19 protein-coding genes and 3 pseudogenes are annotated in these 17,765 nt (G+C 60.8%); 9 read left to right on the top strand and 13 right to left on the bottom strand.

Features of this window, described 5'->3' with window-relative positions; genetic code table 11:
* Positions 1-54 precede the first annotated feature (54 nt).
* The 3 genes from ACVMDN_RS02110 to tnpC are packed head-to-tail and all read right to left on the bottom strand — an operon-like array spanning position 55 to position 2,535.
* Positions 55-321, bottom strand: a complete 267-nt coding sequence (locus ACVMDN_RS02110; protein WP_069280605.1) for a hypothetical protein — start codon at positions 319-321, stop codon at positions 55-57.
* Positions 322-355: 34 nt separating this feature from the next.
* Positions 356-946 (bottom strand): UPF0149 family protein, encoded by a 591-nt coding sequence (locus tag ACVMDN_RS02105; protein ID WP_456813723.1) that lies wholly within the window; start codon positions 944-946, stop codon positions 356-358.
* A 29-nt stretch (positions 947-975) separates the two neighbouring features.
* A complete protein-coding gene (tnpC, locus tag ACVMDN_RS02100) occupies positions 976-2,535 on the bottom strand; it encodes an IS66 family transposase (protein ID WP_253609788.1) in 1,560 nt (519 codons plus the stop codon).
* Positions 2,536-3,039: 504 nt separating this feature from the next.
* Between tnpC and ACVMDN_RS02095 the strand changes: the two genes are divergently transcribed.
* Positions 3,040-5,127 (top strand): recombinase family protein, encoded by a 2,088-nt coding sequence (locus ACVMDN_RS02095; protein WP_069280102.1) that lies wholly within the window; start codon positions 3,040-3,042, stop codon positions 5,125-5,127.
* Here ACVMDN_RS02095 and tnpB read toward each other — a convergent pair.
* The 4 genes and pseudogenes from tnpB to ACVMDN_RS02075 all read right to left on the bottom strand — a co-directional run bounded on the left by tnpB (position 5,100) and on the right by ACVMDN_RS02075 (position 7,574).
* A complete protein-coding gene (gene tnpB / locus ACVMDN_RS02090; protein ID WP_375167301.1) occupies positions 5,100-5,270 on the bottom strand; it encodes an IS66 family insertion sequence element accessory protein TnpB in 171 nt (56 codons plus the stop codon). The genes ACVMDN_RS02095 and tnpB overlap by 28 nt on opposite strands.
* Positions 5,271-5,298: 28 nt before the next feature.
* Positions 5,299-5,592 (bottom strand): hypothetical protein, encoded by a 294-nt coding sequence (locus ACVMDN_RS02085; RefSeq protein WP_245314114.1) that lies wholly within the window; start codon positions 5,590-5,592, stop codon positions 5,299-5,301.
* 334 nt (positions 5,593-5,926) lie between these two features.
* A pseudogene (locus tag ACVMDN_RS02080) lies at positions 5,927-6,436 on the bottom strand (transposase); the annotation flags it as partial.
* A gap of 16 nt (positions 6,437-6,452) precedes the next feature.
* Positions 6,453-7,574, bottom strand: a complete 1,122-nt coding sequence (locus tag ACVMDN_RS02075) for an IS630 family transposase (RefSeq protein WP_069280104.1) — start codon at positions 7,572-7,574, stop codon at positions 6,453-6,455.
* On the opposite strand from ACVMDN_RS02075, the gene ACVMDN_RS02070 reads away from it, so the two are divergent.
* Positions 7,573-7,875, top strand: a complete 303-nt coding sequence (locus tag ACVMDN_RS02070) for a LexA family protein (protein WP_309144994.1) — start codon at positions 7,573-7,575, stop codon at positions 7,873-7,875. The two genes, ACVMDN_RS02075 and ACVMDN_RS02070, sit on opposite strands and share 2 nt — an antisense overlap.
* On the opposite strand, the gene ACVMDN_RS02065 is transcribed toward ACVMDN_RS02070, so the two are convergent.
* The 3 genes and pseudogenes from ACVMDN_RS02065 to ACVMDN_RS02055 all read right to left on the bottom strand — a co-directional run.
* A complete protein-coding gene (locus ACVMDN_RS02065) occupies positions 7,802-8,248 on the bottom strand; it encodes an IS110 family transposase (RefSeq protein WP_456813722.1) in 447 nt (148 codons plus the stop codon). The genes ACVMDN_RS02070 and ACVMDN_RS02065 overlap by 74 nt on opposite strands.
* A gap of 9 nt (positions 8,249-8,257) precedes the next feature.
* The gene (locus ACVMDN_RS02060; RefSeq protein ID WP_245314117.1) at positions 8,258-8,434 is read right to left on the bottom strand and encodes a hypothetical protein; all 177 of its coding nucleotides are present in this window, start codon (positions 8,432-8,434) and stop codon (positions 8,258-8,260) included.
* 221 nt (positions 8,435-8,655) lie between these two features.
* Positions 8,656-8,787: pseudogene (locus tag ACVMDN_RS02055) on the bottom strand (IS630 family transposase); the annotation flags it as partial.
* Positions 8,788-9,012: 225 nt separating this feature from the next.
* On the opposite strand from ACVMDN_RS02055, the pseudogene ACVMDN_RS02050 reads away from it, so the two are divergent.
* Positions 9,013-9,614 (top strand): annotated as a pseudogene (locus ACVMDN_RS02050) (transposase); the annotation flags it as partial.
* A 49-nt stretch (positions 9,615-9,663) separates the two neighbouring features.
* Here the strand turns inward: ACVMDN_RS02050 and ACVMDN_RS02045 are convergent.
* Both ACVMDN_RS02045 and ACVMDN_RS02040 read right to left on the bottom strand, forming a co-directional pair.
* Positions 9,664-10,050 (bottom strand): transposase, encoded by a 387-nt coding sequence (locus ACVMDN_RS02045; protein WP_253588048.1) that lies wholly within the window; start codon positions 10,048-10,050, stop codon positions 9,664-9,666.
* A gap of 190 nt (positions 10,051-10,240) precedes the next feature.
* Positions 10,241-11,626, bottom strand: a complete 1,386-nt coding sequence (locus tag ACVMDN_RS02040; protein ID WP_456835773.1) for a shikimate kinase — start codon at positions 11,624-11,626, stop codon at positions 10,241-10,243.
* A gap of 88 nt (positions 11,627-11,714) precedes the next feature.
* On the opposite strand from ACVMDN_RS02040, the gene ACVMDN_RS02035 reads away from it, so the two are divergent.
* Positions 11,715-12,680, top strand: coding sequence for an IS481 family transposase (locus ACVMDN_RS02035; RefSeq protein ID WP_456835774.1), 966 nt, complete (start codon positions 11,715-11,717; stop codon positions 12,678-12,680).
* Between the two features lie 39 nt (positions 12,681-12,719).
* On the opposite strand, the gene ACVMDN_RS02030 is transcribed toward ACVMDN_RS02035, so the two are convergent.
* Entirely contained in the window at positions 12,720-12,977 is a 258-nt protein-coding gene (locus ACVMDN_RS02030) for a LexA family protein (RefSeq protein ID WP_253587780.1), read from the bottom strand.
* Positions 12,978-13,020: 43 nt separating this feature from the next.
* On the opposite strand from ACVMDN_RS02030, the gene ACVMDN_RS02025 reads away from it, so the two are divergent.
* From ACVMDN_RS02025 to ACVMDN_RS02005, 5 genes are all read left to right on the top strand, one after another.
* A complete protein-coding gene (locus ACVMDN_RS02025) occupies positions 13,021-14,142 on the top strand; it encodes an IS630 family transposase (RefSeq protein WP_069280104.1) in 1,122 nt (373 codons plus the stop codon).
* 350 nt (positions 14,143-14,492) lie between these two features.
* On the top strand, positions 14,493-14,975 hold the full coding sequence (locus ACVMDN_RS02020) for a type 2 periplasmic-binding domain-containing protein (RefSeq protein WP_141713433.1): 483 nt from the start codon (positions 14,493-14,495) through the stop codon (positions 14,973-14,975).
* A 28-nt stretch (positions 14,976-15,003) separates the two neighbouring features.
* Positions 15,004-16,173, top strand: coding sequence for a molybdenum ABC transporter ATP-binding protein (modC, locus tag ACVMDN_RS02015; protein WP_245313880.1), 1,170 nt, complete (start codon positions 15,004-15,006; stop codon positions 16,171-16,173).
* A gap of 10 nt (positions 16,174-16,183) precedes the next feature.
* On the top strand, positions 16,184-16,861 hold the full coding sequence (locus ACVMDN_RS02010) for a DUF2478 domain-containing protein (protein WP_069277634.1): 678 nt from the start codon (positions 16,184-16,186) through the stop codon (positions 16,859-16,861).
* A 343-nt stretch (positions 16,862-17,204) separates the two neighbouring features.
* A complete protein-coding gene (locus ACVMDN_RS02005) occupies positions 17,205-17,759 on the top strand; it encodes a peroxiredoxin (RefSeq protein ID WP_069277633.1) in 555 nt (184 codons plus the stop codon).
* The last annotated feature ends 6 nt before the right edge of the window (positions 17,760-17,765 follow it).

Below are 17,765 nucleotides of genomic sequence, written 5' to 3'. Positions count from 1 at the left end.
CCCACCGGCCAACCACTGAAGCGGCGGCGCTGGGACTAGGGTCTCCTCCGCGATCTAGCAGGATGTTGAAGAAGTCTTTGAACGGCGCGCGATGAATGGGATGTTGTTACCGTTGAGGAGGCAGATCTCCCCTTCGAGTGAGCCGTCATCCTTTAGTTCGGCCCAACCATCACCCTCGGCTGGCTCCATTTCGTCGTTTCCTTGGCAGCCGAACTCGACGGTATCGCCGTGGCAGGCTCCAAGAATGGAGCCAGTGAGGCAATCGAAGGCAAATTCGCCGCCGGCCTCATCGAACAGAATGTAGGCGCCCGCCAAGGCCATGTGTAACCGGTATGAGCTCCCACGTCCGCGATGATTAGCGGTCGCGGGCGTAGCGGATGGGCATCCAGTGCTGGCGCAGCGCCTCGACGACGGCTGGGATATCGAGGTAGGCGTTACGGAGGAAATCCTCGGTTTTGCGACCGCTTCGTGGCGGTCCGAGCGGCGGACGGGCCTGATCGTCGCGGCAATGCAGCAGGATGGGCAGCAGCAGGCCGTGATTGACGTTGTTGACGTCGAGCAACGGCGCCCACGCCGACAGTCTGAGCCGCATCGCGGCATAGAAACCCTGGCACCAGGGATGCGCATCGATGTTGCCGCTGGGGTCGCGCCGGTGCATCGGCTCGAACCGATCGGGGGCAGTCGAGAGGGTGTTGCTGATGTCGTTGTGGCGCAGCGCGACGGCGGAGATCGCGGCGAACTCCGGCGTGCCGCCATGGTTGAAAGCGTCGGCATCGATCGCGAGCAGCGGGCAGATCCAATCGAGCGGGCTCATTGACACCGGTCCGGCCACGATCGCGGCGGTATAGCCGTCGAGCATGGGAATGCTGGTGGCGGCAGGATGGCGATCGACGCGATCCTGGAGCCATCGCTCGAGCTCCGCAAGCGACATCGCGGCTGACGCCATCGACGATCCTGCCTTATGGCGACGTGGGCTCATGCCGCTGCCTGCGGTGTGTGCCGGCGCGCCGCCTTCCAGTTCCAGGCGAGCAGCTCGTGCAGCTGATGGCTCTTGGTTCGCCCGGACACGATGCGCTCCAGCACATCGGTCAGGTAGGCCTGCGGGTCGAGCTCATGGAGTTTTGCCGTGTTCACGAGCGACGCCAGGATCGCCCAGCTCTCGGCGCCGCCTTCGCTGCCGCTGAACAATGAGTTGCGTCTTCCCATCGCAATCGGGCGCATGGAACGCTCGACTGTGTTGCTGTCAACTTCGACACGGCCGTCGCGGAGAAACAGCGTCAACCCGTCCCAGTGATTGAGTGCGTAGTTGATGGCCTCCGCCAGCTTCGATTGGGAGAAGAGCTGGCCGACCATTGCGGTCAGGCGCGTCCTGAGCGCCTCCATCAATGGAGCGGACCTGGTGCCGCGGGTGGCCAGCCGCTGCTCGGCACTGCTGCCACGGATCTCTGCTTCGATGGCATAGATCGCCTGCAGGCGCTCGATCACTTCGCGCGCGAACGGCGACTGGGTCGTCTTATACACCTCGACGAATTTGCGGCGGGCGTGGGCGAGACAAAAGGCGAGTTGGATCGCGCCGCCATGATCGCGGGCGAGCGCTTTGTAGGCGGCATAACCGTCGACCTGTAGAATGCCGGAAAAGCCCATCAACTGTCTGGCGATCTCCGCCGTGCCGCGGCCGTCGGCGAACACGTAGGCCACCGGCGGCGAGGGACCGCCCCATGGCCGGTCATCCATGGCATGCGCCCAGAACTGGCAGATGCGCGGGTGATGTCGTCCGGGATCGAGCACCGGCATCGGCGTCTCGTCGCAGAACAGGCGCGGCGCGGTCTGGATCGTGCGCAGCTGAAGCGCATAGAGGCTCCTGAGCCACCAGGCCGCACGCTTCACCCAGCCGGCAAGCGTCGCCCGGTCGAGATGGACACCCTGGCCGGCCAGAATTTGCACCTGTCGGTACAGCGGCAGATACCAGGCGAACTTCGAGACTACCACGTGGCTCGCGAGTGCGGTCGAAGCCATGCCGCTCTCGATCAGGCGCGGCAGCACCTTCGCCTGGATCACACCATCGGTGCAGCGGCGGCAGCCGTACTTGGGACGGACCGTCCGCAGCACCCGCAGGATCGCCGGGATGATGTCCAGCACCTCGCTGACGTCCTCGCCGATCTTGTGAAGCTGGCCCTGGCAACACGGGCATGCGGTCGCCTCCGGCTCCAGCACATGCTCACAGCGCGGCAGGTGCTTTGGAAGCGCGCCGATGTTGCGGCGCGCCTTCTTCCGCAGTGGCTTGCCGGGCGGCTTTGCCGCAGCTGCATCGTCGTTGGCAGCTGCAGGCGGCGTGACGTCGGTCTCAAGATCGCCAAGCTCAAGCGCGAGCTGCTCGGCCACGAGCGCGGCAAGCCGCTCCGAGCGCTTCCCGAAGATCATGTCCTTGAATGTTTGCATTGCTACGCGCAGCGTCTCGTTCTCAGCGTCAAGCGCGAGCACCATCTCGGTCAGAGCTGCCGGATCGGTCGGGAGAGTGTCGGGGCGAATCGCCATCACCAGACGATACATCCGTGCGACCCATGCTCCAGTGAAATCCTCACTTCTCAGCCGACAATGGCCGGCTGCTTCACAGGCTTGGGCGACACACGCGTCCACTCGAGCCCGTCGAGCGAGGGCACATCGAAATATCCCCTCTGGGGAGTCTGACGAATCACCTGCCATCGAGGTTACAGTGTGCGAACCGACGCATCCGTTGTTTGGCCGCACATTCCGCGTCATTCGCCGTTCAGTCCATCGCGGCGGCGGCTTCCCGCTTTCGTACGAGGTCGAATATCGAGACGGTGCCAGCCTTTTGATTCCGGTCGTGGCAACCGAACCACGGATGTCGATGGAGAGTCGGACGAAGCTGAGCGTCGAGGCACTAGACGATCTGGCCACTCTGGTTGAGCAGCTCGAACACGATGCCAATCGATCCGAAAGACCTTTGGGCCACGCTGCCAACGGCACTGCAGCGCCAAATCGTCAACGAGGTCGCCGCAGTGCTGGCGGAGGCAAGTCATGAAATCCGAGCTCGTCAAGCCGATACACCTGGCGCGACGCGCGGTCGTGTACATCCGGCAGTCGACGACCCATCAGGTTGTGACCAACCAAGAAAGCCTGCGATTGCAATACGCGCTTCGCCAACGCGCGATCGAGCTCGGCTGGCACGAAGCTGGCATCGACGTCATCGACGCTGATCTCGGCATCAGTGGGGCGTCGGCGGCTCAGCGCAGCGGCTTCAAGGAACTGGTCGGACGTGTTGGGCTTAATGAGGTTGGTCTGATCCTGTCGATCGACGTCACGCGTCTCGCCCGCAACTGCTCGGATTGGTATCCGCTGCTCGATATCTGCGGGCTGCACGGCTGCCTCATTGCCGACCGTGATGGCGTCTATGATCCGGGCAGCGCGAATGGCCGATTGCTGCTCGGCCTAAAAGGGACGATATCGGAGCTTGAGCTCCATACGATACGTAGTCGATTGACGGCTGGTCTTCTCGCCAAGGCGGAGCGCGGCGAGCTTGCGCTCACTTTGCCGATCGGCCTTGTCCGTGATCCCTCTGGCGTCGTCGTCAAGGACCCGAACCTGGAGGTGCAGGAACGGCTTGAGTTGCTGTTCGAGACCTTCCTGAAACTGCGTACCGTTGCCAAGGTCATGCGTGAGTTCAACCACCGCGGTCTGGAGCTGCCGCGCCGCAATCGCCACGGGGACCTGCATTGGGCGCGGGCGACGACATCCGCGGTCGCGGCGATTCTGAAGAATCCTGCCTATGCAGGCGCGTTCGTCTACGGACGGACAAGACTGCGCAAACCCTTGGACGGAAGATCGCCGACGAAGGCGCCGAAGCCGATCGGGCAGTGGCGGATCATCGTCAAGGACCGCTATCCGGCCTATATCGCTTGGCAAAGCTACGAGAAGATCAGGGACCTTATCAGCGACAACCGAGCAGAATACATGCGCAACAAGACCAGAGGGGCTCCACGTGAGGGCGAACTACTGCTGCAAGGCATCGCATGGTGCGGAAGATGCGGTCACAAGATGTACGCTCGCTACAAGGGGGGCGCCGAGTACGTCTGCAATCACCTGCGTTCACATCAGGGGCTGCCGGCGTGCCAATACATCCGCGCTCCCCGCGTCGACGCCGCCGTGGCGCAAGCGTTCCTCACGGCGCTGGCGCCGGCCGAGATCGACGCTTCGTGCGCTCGTCGCGCTCAGCAACAGACGTACAAAGCAATACGAAGCAATGCCGAGCAGCAGCTCGAGCGCCGGCGCTACGAAGCAGCACTCGCCGAACGTCAGTTCAACCGCGTCGATCCTGACAACCGGCTCGTCGCCGCCGAGCTCGAGCGCCGTTGGGAGGCGGCTCTGAAGGAGGCCCGAGCGGCAGAGGAGGCCCTGGCCCGTTTGAAGTCTCCCCAGGCTATCGCTCAGATCACCGTCGGCTACAAGACGCTGAACGACAAAGTCGTCCACCTCTCCGGCCGTCTTCCTGCGATCTGGACGGACTCGAGCACGACCGACGCGAAACGCAAGGCGCTGTTGCGCTGTCTCATTGACAAGGTAATCCTCGATCGTGGCGAGCATGACGTCGTCAGGGTGAGGATCGTGTGGCGCGGCGGAGCCGTCACCGAGATCGAGGTAAAGATGCGTGTCAACTCAGTAGAAAATCTCACGCAGGGCGCTGAGATGCGAGAACGCGTGCTCGAGCTCGCCCGCACCAAGATGCACGACGACGAGATCGCCGCCATGTTGACGGGCGAAGGACACCGGTCACCAAAATGCCCCGACAGGGTGCTGCCGATCACTGTCCAGCGCATTCGCTTCCAGGCCGGCCTCAAGGGGCTTACCGAGCAACGCACGCGATGGCGGCATTCACCCGACTTGCTCAGCGCACAGGAACTCGCCGGCGTATTGAACATTCCGGTGAACTGGCTGTACGTTCAGATCAGGCAGGGGCGCCTTTTGATCGATCGTCATCCTTCCGGCGCGCACCTGTTCTCCAACACGTCGCGCGTAGTTGAGGCTGTTCGAAAACTCCGCAATCACGAGCTCGATCATCTAGATCTCCGAATCACTGAGCCTTACGAGGAGGGGCATTCACATGGATAGTCGAGTAGCATTGCAAGCTGCGTCGCACTGAGATGCACAACGCCGTCGCGGATCGGCGGCCAGGTGAAACGCCCCTGGTGCAACCACTTCGTTACCAACACCATGCCGCTGCCGTCCCACGCCAGAAGCTTCACTCTGTCCATCCACTGCGTTTCAAAAAGCATCACTCCGTTAGATGCCGGGAAGACGGACAACTCTATCATATTGATAGTCTTCAAAAATTTTCGGGCGTCGCTCGATCACTTTCTGCACTCCTATTCGAACCGCTTCGGTGTCGAGGACTTCGACTGGTACAAGCCATGGTGCTCCCTTCATGATCTGTGTGCCTGGCAGGACGCCCTTTTCAGCCAAGGTTCGCGCCGACCCAAGGCATATGCCGAGGCGCTCGGCGGCCTTGGCGAGGCTGATGAACTTCCCATCGCTTTTGCTAGGGTCATATTCCGGTAGCCCGAGCCGTTCACGCATGTCGCGCACTCGCACGGTCGTCCAGGTTTCTCCGTCGCTGGTTCTGCACAGCATCCGATTGAGCGAGACGGCGAGTTCTCGATCCGGCCAATGCCCAGCCAGCTTGCGAAGTGCTTCGACCGCGGGAGGGACATTGTCTTTCGGATAGCGACCGGTTTAAACCCGGGCCACCCGTACGCGTTTCAAGTTCCCGCGCGACGTGCCTCTCCGAGCACAATGGCTCTTTGGCTCTAGCTGGTTTTCCTGATCCAGATCTGTTCGATCATTACGCCCATTCGGGTCGTCGACTTCTCACACCCCCTCACCAACCCAGGCTATTCAGTGCTGCATGAAATCATGCCGTCACGGCCTGCGTCGGATGTCGATAGTCCTCCTTCCGGATGAGCATGGCCCAAATCGCCCGAGCCATCTTGTTCGCCAGGGCGATCGCCACCAGCATGCGTGGCTTCCTGACGAGAATCTGCGCAAGCCATGAGCCTTTGGGGATCGACTTGCGCCCCAGCCAGTTCAATCGCGACATAGCCCCCACGATAAGTAATTGGCGAATGTCCGCCTGTCCCTCTCTCGAAACGCGCCCAAGCCTTTCCTTTCCTCCGGAGGAATGTTGCCGCGGGACTAAGCCGAGCCAAGCTGCGAAGTCTCGACCACATTTGAAAGTTGTCATGTCGGGCGCGAAAGCCTCGATCGCCAGCGCGGTCAGCGGACCGACTCCTGGCATTGTTTGCAGCCGGCGCGCCGCTCCAGTCCGCGCCGCCAACTTCTTGAGTTGCTCTGTCTTGGCATTAATCCGCTCCGTCTTCTGGGTAATTTGATCAATGAGACTCCAGCATTCCTCCCGAACTAGTGGCTCTGCACAGTGATTATGACTCTTTGGAAGGCGCGGGATAGGCGCGGCCCATTTTGGTGCGGGCCTTGTCTGTTGTGAACATCCATTTGATGCGAGAGCGGGCGGCATTTCGCTTCCGTTCCCAAGCGGCGATTTCGCGGCGCAACCGCTTGGGGGCGTCGATTCTGCGATTGAGGCACTGGCCCCGCAGGACGCCGATCTCGATCTCGACCATGTTGAGCCAGCTTGCGTGCTTGGGCGTGTAGTGGAACTCGAGCCGTCGCAAAATCCGCCTGGCTTCGGCGGGCGGGAAGGCCTGATACAGGGCGCCGGCGGAGTGGGTCGATAAATTATCCTGGACGACCCGGATGATCTCGGCGTCGGGATAATGGATGTCGACGAGGTCGCGCATGCAGGAGGCATAGTCTTCAGCCGCGCGCCGCTCAGTGACTTTGACCTTGCGCCAGGGACGATGCACGTCGAGGAATACGAAGAGATTGACCGTGCCGTTGCGACGGTACTCGTAATCGTAACGTTCGAGCTGGCCGGGCTCGGCCGGAATCGGTTGACGCGCCTCGCCGATGAGCTGCACCGGGCTTTCGTCGAAGCACACCACCGGCCGCTTGGGATCTGGCGCCTCGGCGTAGAGGTCGAGCACGTCCTCCATACGGGCGACGTATTCGCCGTCGATCTGCGGAATGCACCACATGTCCCTGCGCCAGGGCTTGAGGCCATTTTCGGCCAGGCGCCGCCGAACCGTCTCATGCGACAGGCTCTTGTGTTCGGTGAGCTTGACCATCGCACCTGCCAGCAGCTCAAGCGTCCAGCGGGCCCGGCCTTCTGGCGGACTGGCGCAGGCCGTCGCCACCAACAAGGCTTCTTCCTTGACCGTGAGTTTGCGCTCCGCTCCGGGCCGCGGCTCATCGCTCAGCGCCCGCTCCAGATTGCCTTCCACGAAGCGGCGCTTGGTCCGGTACACGGTCGAGCCGCCCACGCCGACGCTCCGCGCGATCTCCTCATCGCTGCCGCCGGTGTCGGCAGCCAGCAAAATCTGCGCGCGCTTGAGCTTACGGGACGCATGCTTGCCGCCGCTGAGCAGCGCCTTGAGTTCCGTGCGCTCGATTTGGCTGAGGTCGACCCGATAGCGTACATTCATGGCATGCCTCCGTGTTCGAGGCACGCACCAACAACTGAATCGGATGGCCGGCGTGAGTCCTTCGGCAAAACCCTTCACGCCCACACAGGGGCAGTACCTGGCCTTCATCCACCTCTACACGCGCCTGCACCGCAGACCCCCGGCCGAAACCGACATGCGGGAATACTTCCGCGTTAGCCCGCCCTCGGTTCACCAGATGGTGCTGACGCTGGAACGGGAGGGCCTCATCAGACGGCAGCCAAGGACCCCTCGCAGTATCGAGGTCCTCGTTGATCCAAAACACCTGCCGGAGCTACTCTGACCGCCAGACGCAACCCGTCAAAATCACTGTGCAGAGCCACTAGGACCGGCAGATCGACGTTCGGCTCCTTGAGGATTGCGGCAATGCGTTTAAGTTGTTCGATGCCTTGTGGGACGGTATGACCAAATTCGTAAACAGCAGCACGTAATGCGTTGACTAAATCAGTACGCTGACGAACAAGCCGCTGCCGACTCCGAAACAACATTGCTCTGGCCTGCTGCTCTTCCGATTTCGGCTCGACGAAGCGCATCTCTGGGCGCTGTGCAGCGATTACTATTGCTTCGGCATCAGCCGCGTCGTTTTTTTGGCGCTTCACGAAAGGCTTCACGTATTGCGGCGCGATCAGTCTAACTTCATGGCCGAGCTTAACCATCTCTCGTGCTCAATAGTGAGCGCTGCCGCAAGCTTCCATCACCACCATTGCCGTTAAGTGCTCCGCCGTGAACTTCCTGAACTGTGGCCGAGACAGCTTCTTTCGAAACTTGAGATGCCCAGTTGTTGATGCGCCGTGGAGCTGGAAGACATTCTTCGCCAGATCTACCCCAATCACCGTATCCATCAATTTGCCGTCCTATTCGCTGTGATCAAACAACACGTTTTTGGCACATATCGATGCCATCGAGGAGGGCGGCAACCATCCCGTCTCATCGGGTGGTCGGTGATGTGCAGGCCAGGCAAGGCATCGATTCCCTCTTGTGCCCTCCCTTCGGTCCGTCCCCATCGGCGCAGTTTCATCCTGATTGTCGCCGGCTTCCCACCCAGATTGTCGCGCTATACGTGCCGCAGCGCTGCGATGAAAGTCATGGTCTTCCAGTGACCGAAAGGCGCGGATGCTTGGAGCCGCTGTCCACTCGGTCCCCAACCGCGCAGTGGCGCCATATTGGTCTTGATCCAGGTCTCGTCGATAAAGAGTCGTCCGTGAAGAATGCGGATTGACTTGAGAAATAAGCAGAATTGGTCTTGATGTAGTATTCGATTTTGCAGGAAAGCGGGGTATTGGACCTCGCTTTCTTGCGTTTTAGATTTTGCTTTTGGGTGATTCGTGATTCCCTGACAGCGTCGTCGACATTGGGGAATGCGATGAGCAAGCCGCGGGATGATCGCCAGAAAGACCTGTTGCTTCCGGCGCTTGATTAGATCATCGACATGGGTCATCCGCTGGTGCGGTTGGCAGCGCTGATCGACTGGAACATCCTGAATGAGCGCTTCAGTTCGGTGTGCCAAGCAGGGTCGGGACAGCCGGGCTTGCCGACGCGGCTAGTCGCCGGCCTGTTCATTTGAAGCACATGCACAACCTGTCAGATGAGGTGCTGTGCGCTCGCTGGATCGAGAACCCCTATTACCAATACTTCTGCGGCGAGCTGAGCTTCCGCCACCGTCTGCCGTTCGATCGATCGTCGATGACGCGCTGGCGGCAGCGGCTCGGCGAGGAGCAGCTCGTTGCGCTAATCCAGGAAAGTCTGTCGGTGGCGCACAAGACAGGCGCCCTCGGCCCGAAGGACCTGGAGCGCGTGGTGGTCGATACCACGGTGCAGCCCAAGGCGGTTGCGCATCCGACCGACGCGCGGCTCCTGCATCGAGCAATCATCAAGCTGGTCGGGCTCGCCAAGCGCAACCGTGTGCCGCTACGCCAGAGCTATCTGCGCCTGGCCAAGCGCGCCGCCATCATGACCGGCCGCTATACCCACGCCCACCAGTTCAAACGCGCCCGGCCGCAGCTCAAGTTCCTGCGGACACGGCAGGCGTGAAGCGTCAATCTTGCCTTGATGGGCCTTCCAGCGTGTCCGCTTACGGGCGATGTCGGGGCGATCTTGTTCGACTGGCAGGATCGTTTTTTTTGAAGCTCAGCCCTTCGGCATGCACAAACGTCCACACCGCCCGCACATCGGTCTTGATCCCGCGCGCCGCCAGTTCCTGTGTCAGCTTCCGCAAAGTGAATGGTCCCGAGAGAACGCGCTTACGCAGCCAATCAGCATTGGCACCGGACAGAACCGGCTTCTTGTGACCGCCGATCTTGCCGGGCGAAACGCCCCCAGTCTCCCGTTTCAGATTCTTCCACTTCGTTACACAGGACGGGCTGATCTGAAGCGCCTCTGCAATCGAACGAACTGTCTCTCCTGCATCAGCTCGCGCCAGAGCCCGTTCACGAAGGTCTTCTGAATAGGGTCGCGTCATCCATGCTGGCCGCCGTTCTCCAGCACGGAGTTTGAATCAGAAATCGCTCCCGCTGGGAATCCCGATTCTGCGAAAAAACAACATGCTCTAGAGCCGTGGATACGACGCCGATCATCCCGCTCGAGGCGAAGAGACTGTTCGGCTCGATCCCTCGGGGCGATATCGACAATCAACCTTGTGAGCGGCGAGGTCATGGTGCCGCTCCCATGACATTGGCCGGTGTCCGGTCCGCGCCCCCTTCGCCGCAAAGGTGGGCACGCAGCGCGGCCACACATTGATCTGCGTTCTTGTTGTCACGTTTTTGACCGGGGACGATCGTGAGATCGGCAAGTTGATAGAACGGCGAGCGCTCGCTGATCAGCTGCGTGATCTTGTCCTTCCGGTCTTCGGTCTGCAACAGCGGGCGGGCGGTGTCACGACTAAGGCGTTTCCTGATCTCACCTTCGTCGGTATTGAGCCAGATCGAGACACCCTTCTCCGCGACGCGGTGCCGCGTCTCCTCACGCATGAACGCGCCGCCACCGGTGGCCAGCACCACCGGCCCCCGCTCGAGAAACTGTGCGATTGACCTCGCCTCGAGGTCCCTGAAATACTGCTCCCCTTTGGTTGCAAAAATCTCCGCAATCGGCATGCGAGCCGTCGTCTCGATTTTTTTATCGGTGTCGATGAAGGGCAGCCCCAGTCGACGCGCAAGAAATGGGCCGATGGTGGATTTGCCGGAACCGGGCATGCCGACGAGCACGATCGGCCGTCCGTCGAGGGCAGCGACAACTTCCTTTGCAGTCGGTGATCGCTCGGGCGTCGCGGTCTGTTGGGCAGATCGCAACCCGAGGGTTGCGCCGACGCCAGCTGTCCGCGCCCCTTCGATCGAAAAGTGGGCAATGTTTCTGACACCCTCCGGGATCGCAACTTCTTTGCAGACCTCGCGCACGCGCTGGGTGAGCTGCTCCATCTTACGGGGATCCGGTGCATCGCCTCTGCGCTGTCGCTGGAGTTCCTTGTACGTGTCGTGATTGGCAATTTTGGCCTTGTAGCTGCCCGGCGTATGGAACTCCGCCTCGAATCGGTAGCCATCCGGCGTGGCGAGCACAGTCTTCATGCCGACAAACGTCGGAGCGCTCATCCTGAACCAGTTGGTTGTGCTGATTTCGGCGTAGCCTTGCTCCTCAAACGCCAGAATGCCTTTCGTGAAGGCACGTGCAAAATCCTTGTCGGGCACTTCGAAGACATGGCGCACGGCGCTGCTGATCAGCAGTGAGGCGCCTTCGGGGGCATCATTCACCTCCATGAGTTGGTCTCTGAGGGAGCTTTCCGATCTTAACCGACGGTCGAGATGGGGCATCTTCACATCGATGCCCAACAGCTCAAGGTCCTTGGCAACCTGACGTGCTGCTACAGTGATCTCCTTCTCTTCGGCTGCGGCGCGCGCGACCTCGATTTGGGCGCGCTCTGAAGCCTGCTCGCGAGTTAGCGTCAACGTGATGGCAGAAGCCTCGGCAGGCTGTCGGCCAAAGCCAGGCAGAATCCCTTTCTCCGCAGCAAGATGAATAGAGGCCTCCATGATTGAAGCTGCCAATGTGGGATTGTCCTTCAGATCCTCCAGGGTGTCTGGTCCCGGAGTGTGGGGGAATCAGCCAAACTGGTCCTTCATTCCGGGAGGACCTATGGGCCAGATACTCCACGGCAGCGCCACGACCACGCACGCGATCCGAGCGGCAATACAGCGATCGAAGGCTCCGCTCAAAGAGCTAGCCGCCCAGCACGGGCTCAACCAAAAGACGGTCGCCAAGTGGCGTAAGCGCACCTTTGTCCACGATGCGCCGATGGGGCCAAAGACCGTGCGCTCGACCGTGCTTTCTGCCGAGGAAGAGGCGATGGTCGTCGCCTTCCGCAAGCACACGCTCCTGCCTTTGGATGACTGTCTCTATGCGCTGCACGCGACGATCCCGCATCTCACGCGCTCGTCCTTGCACCGCTGCCTGCAACGTCACGGGATCAGCCGCTTACCCGAGATCGCCGGCGACAAGCCCGCCAGGCACCCCTTCAAGCGCTACGCCATTGGCTACTTCCACATCGATATCGCTGAGGTCCGCACCGAGGAAGGCAAACTCTATCTCTTCGTGGCGGTGGACCGGACCGCCAAATACGCCTTCGCCCGGCTGGTGAAGAAGGCCACGGGTGCAGCAGCCAGGGCCTTCCTCGAAGAACTGGTGGCGGCCGTCCCTTTCCGGATCCACACTGTACTGACCGACAACGGTATCCAGTTCGCCGACCTGCCTAAGAATCGTGATGGCGCCACTGCAAGCTGGCGCGGCCATCCCTTCGACCGGGCCTGCCTGGGACACGGCATCGAGCATCGCCTGACCAAGCCCAATCATCCTTGGACTAACGGTCAGGTCGAGAGAATGAACCGCACGCTCAAGGAGGCAACCGTCCGGCGATACCACTACGAGACCCACGAACAATTGGAAGATCACCTCGCTGCCTTCCTTGATGCTTACAACTTCGCCAGACGCCTTAAGACCCTGCGTGGTCTCACGCCCTATGAAGCTATCTGCAAAGCATGGGCCGACGAACCAAACCGCTTCAGGATCGATCCCATCCACTTGACCTCGGGACTGAACACCTAGTGGCTCTGCACAGCGATTTTGACGGGTTGCGTCTGGCGGTCAGAGTAGCTCCGGCAGGTGTTTTGGATCAACGAGGACCTCGATACTGCGAGGGGTCCTTGGCTGCCGTCTGATGAGGCCCTCCCGTTCCAGCGTCAGCACCATCTGGTGAACCGAGGGCGGGCTAACGCGGAAGTATTCCCGCATGTCGGTTTCGGCCGGGGGTCTGCGGTGCAGGCGCGTGTAGAGGTGGATGAAGGCCAGGTACTGCCCCTGTGTGGGCGTGAAGGGTTTTGCCGAAGGACTCACGCCGGCCATCCGATTCAGTTGTTGGTGCGTGCCTCGAACACGGAGGCATGCCATGAATGTACGCTATCGGGTCGACCTCAGCCAAATCGAGCGCACGGAACTCAAGGCGCTGCTCAGCGGCGGCAAGCATGCGTCCCGTAAGCTCAAGCGCGCGCAGATTTTGCTGGCTGCCGACACCGGCGGCAGCGATGAGGAGATCGCGCGGAGCGTCGGCGTGGGCGGCTCGACCGTGTACCGGACCAAGCGCCGCTTCGTGGAAGGCAATCTGGAGCGGGCGCTGAGCGATGAGCCGCGGCCCGGAGCGGAGCGCAAACTCACGGTCAAGGAAGAAGCCTTGTTGGTGGCGACGGCCTGCGCCAGTCCGCCAGAAGGCCGGGCCCGCTGGACGCTTGAGCTGCTGGCAGGTGCGATGGTCAAGCTCACCGAACACAAGAGCCTGTCGCATGAGACGGTTCGGCGGCGCCTGGCCGAAAATGGCCTCAAGCCCTGGCGCAGGGACATGTGGTGCATTCCGCAGATCGACGGCGAATACGTCGCCCGTATGGAGGACGTGCTCGACCTCTACGCCGAGGCGCCAGATCCCAAGCGGCCGGTGGTGTGCTTCGACGAAAGCCCGGTGCAGCTCATCGGCGAGGCGCGTCAACCGATTCCGGCCGAGCCCGGCCAGCTCGAACGTTACGATTACGAGTACCGTCGCAACGGCACGGTCAATCTCTTCGTATTCCTCGACGTGCATCGTCCCTGGCGCAAGGTCAAAGTCACTGAGCGGCGCGCGGCTGAAGACTATGCCTCCTGCATGCGCGACCTCGTCGACATCCATTATCCCGACGCCGAGATCATCCGGGTCGTCCAGGATAATTTATCGACCCACTCCGCCGGCGCCCTGTATCAGGCCTTCCCGCCCGCCGAAGCCAGGCGGATTTTGCGACGGCTCGAGTTCCACTACACGCCCAAGCACGCAAGCTGGCTCAACATGGTCGAGATCGAGATCGGCGTCCTGCGGGGCCAGTGCCTCAATCGCAGAATCGACGCCCCCAAGCGGTTGCGCCGCGAAATCGCCGCTTGGGAACGGAAGCGAAATGCCGCCCGCTCTCGCATCAAATGGATGTTCACAACAGACAAGGCCCGCACCAAAATGGGCCGCGCCTATCCCGCGCCTTCCAAAGAGTCATAATCACTGTGCAGAGCCACTAGCCGGCGCCGTCGGGTCCGCTTTGAGGGGCGAATGTCACGGTCATGGTCTCTCCAACCCATTCTCGCCGCAAGGGCCGACAGTATCGTATCATCTTCAGCTTATATCACGTCCCTCCTGCATGGCCGGTTCACGACGCGGACGTCTGAAACTCGACCATACGATGGGGCGATTCCACACGCAGGGTGGGGGCCTGGCGAGCTTTATCATGGACGAAGCCCCCGCGCACCTGCTGTTATCCGGCACGCAGATTGCTGGGTGAGGAGCAAGGAGCCGCCGCGAGAAAAGCGGCCGTGCGGACCATCTTCCGAGTCCCAATGAGGCTTTTCCGATTGATTCTATTCGACCTGGCTTTGATGCTGCTTGCACCTGAAGTCGCAGAAGCCATGAATGCAGGCCTCGGCGCACACCTGACATCGGCCACCAGCGCCATGGCGCCGTTCGAGCGGATCGCCGGCCATGAGGCGGTGTCAAGCTCTGGGGATAGCCGACGCGTCCACAGCCAAACGACGCAAGGCGCGCGAGTCCAGCCGGCGGACGAACTGAGTCCGGCCAAGCTGGCTGAGGATTCCGCGATATTGGACGCCCGCCTTGCATGTGTGATCGGTAAGCGCTTGCGGCAGCGTTCGATTGGGACGATTCTCGATGACAGGGAGATGCTCAGGATGCCAGCCGTCGTAACGCCGTCGATCTGCAATGCTGCCGCGGCACCTTTTGGCCTCCTCGGGGCGGAACCGCCGCGCTGGAGCAAAACAGACTCGATTGTCGGCGGCATGGTGTTCATCGCCTTTGCAATCATTCTCGTCGTGATTTGATGAAAAGATGCAGCATAGGCGCGCGCACGTGAGAGAAGCAAAATCGGGCTATATAGAAGTCGCCTTCAACGGCACCCCCGCAAGCATCCCTTTGGATGCGCAATTCAGCGTGCCGGCCAAGGGCGTCACGGCGATTTTCGGTCCGCCAGGGTGCGGCAAGACCACTCTCGCGCGCTGCATTGCCGGCGTGCAGCGTATGCCGACTGGATTTTGCGGTGTCAATGGTGAAATCTGGCAGGACGAAACGACGTTTCGGCCGCCTCATCTGCGTCCGATCGCATATGTATTCCAGCGACCAATTCTTTTCTCTCATTTGTCCGTCAAGCGCACCCTTCTGTACAATGCGCCAAAATCGAAAGCGTCACTGATTGACCTTGATGGCGTCATCGAGTTGCTCGACCTGGCGCCGCTGCTTGACCGTGCGCCTTCACATCTTTCTGGTGCCGAGCGACAGCGACTTGCGCTGGGCAGCGCGCTGTTGTCCCAACCTCGGCTACTTCTGCTGGACGACCCGCTCATTGTGCTCGACCGACCCGCCAAGCATGAAGTTCTGCCCTTTATCGAGCGCATGCGTGAAGAGCTCACGTTGCCTATGATCTATATCTGCCACGACATGGCTGACGTCGAGCGCTTTGCCGACCATCTCGTCACGATGAAAGATGGCATTGTGACCGCGGCCGGGCCGCTGCATGCCGTCCAGAGCGATCCAGCGCTTGCTGCTCGAGGCGAATCGGCTGTCTGCGTCGATACCGTAATCGGCGGCTATGACGGGCGCTATGGGCTGATCATCCTGCGCCTCAAAGGTGCGCGTCTGTTGATACCTGGGCCACCGCTCAGACCAGGCGCGCAGCTAAGGCTGCGCATCGCGGCCGGTGATGTCAGCATTAGGCGCGAACCACCGCGCGCAAGCTCGATCCTCAATGTTTTTCCGGCACGGATCAAAGCCTCTCTGCCGTTCGACGAAGCTGAGGTCACGTTGGTCCTGGCGCTCGAAACCGGCCGTGCGGGCGTTCCCCTTTTGGCGCGCATCACTCGCCGCTCGTTTGATGAGCTGGGGCTCAGTAACGGAATGAACGTATTCGCCGAGGTCGCGCGAGCCTTGCCGGTCTCACCCCCCGAGCGGCTGCTCATAACGCCTGCGACACCAGTAGGAGATATTCCACAGAAAAGCGCTAACACGCGAAACGAACAGAAATAGGATCACGGCCATGATCGATAACCTTGATGACGTCGATCCGACAGCTGTGGCGGCGGTTCTCTACCAGCCAGAAGATGACGCCGACGAGCTCCTTGCCGATTTCGTCCAGGATCTCGCGCGGCATGACGTACGCGTCGGCGGCATCGTCCATCGACCCTTCAGGAATGCAAACGGCACGGACGTAATGCTCGCAATCGACGTTGCCACAGGGCGAGATATCTCGATTTCCCAGCTACTCGGCAGCGGGGCGGCGTCCTGTAAACTCGATACAAACGGATTGGCCGAGGCCGCAGTTGTCGTTTCCCAGGCGCTTCGCGACAAAGTCGATCTCCTCGTGATCAGCAAATTCGCAAAACAGGAAGCGGTTGGCTGCGGCCTGCGCGCTGAATTTGTTGATGCGATCACTCGGGGTACGCCGCTCCTGACAGCTGTTCCAAGAAAATGTCTTGCCGACTGGAGAGCTTTTACCGGTGATGTTGGCACGCTGCTACTTTGCGATCGTCAAGCCGTAGAGGAATGGTGGCGCGTTGTCTCCACGCGCCCGGGGCGACGCCGCGCCTTCAGCCCTAGCTGGAGCTATTTGGGGACGATGATACCGGACAGCTTGATGACGGCTGCGAGAATATCGCCGGCGTCGATTCCGGAATCGCCGATGAGGCTCCTTCGCCGCCCACGAAAACAGCCTTAGCATCAGCAGCCGTTTCACACTGTAAGCTGCTCTGCGAGGACGCCGTGAGTCCATTTTCGGTCGGCAAGTAGCCGTTTTCGAACAGCGGTTCAATCGCTGGTCGCGAAATTCGGTTGCTAACTTGGACTGCGGCAGCCCAATCGTCACGTACGCACCCGTCCATGACCTTTCAAACGATCGAGCATCGCGTCCAGACAGCATGATTGGAGGTGGGATGTGAGGGCCGTCAGACCCAAGCCGCTGGTGATCTTAGTCGCGACAATCCGATCTTGACAACGGATGGCATATAGCTTGCTTCAGCAATGACGACACCACTTACGCAAAGCACACTTGTGAGGTCAGCATGCTCGGAATTGGAAGTCAGTTGCCGCCGTTCGAAATCACAGGCGTGAAGCCCGGCTTTCAGGCGCAGGAAGAAGAAGGACACAGCGCGTTCGAGACGCTGACCGAAACGAGCTTCCCAGAAAAATGGAAGATCATCTTTTTCTACCCCAAAGATTTTACGTTCGTCTGTCCGACCGAGATTGCTGAGTTCGGCCGGCTATCCAAGGAATTCACCGATCGCGACGCTGTGGTACTGGGCGGCTCGACTGATAATGAGTTCTGCAAGCTCGCCTGGCGGCGCTCGCATGCAGACCTGCACAACTTGCCGATTTGGCAGTTTGCCGACACAAAAGGAACCTTAGTCGACGGCCTCGGCGTACGTTCACCTGAGGGCGTTGCCTATCGCTACACCTTTATCGTCGACCCCGGCAACATAATCCAACACGTCTATGCGACAAATCTGAACGTCGGGCGTAGCCCCAAGGACACGCTCCGCGTTCTGGACGCGCTGCAGACCGACGAACTCTGTCCCTGCAACCGCGAAGTCGGCGGCGAAACGCTGAAGGTTGCGTGAGGCAGC

It is taken from the genome of Bradyrhizobium sp. USDA 4510, assembly GCF_054059095.1.
Note: the sequence above shows the minus strand (reverse complement) of the source record. Positions and strands in the feature narration are given on the sequence as shown.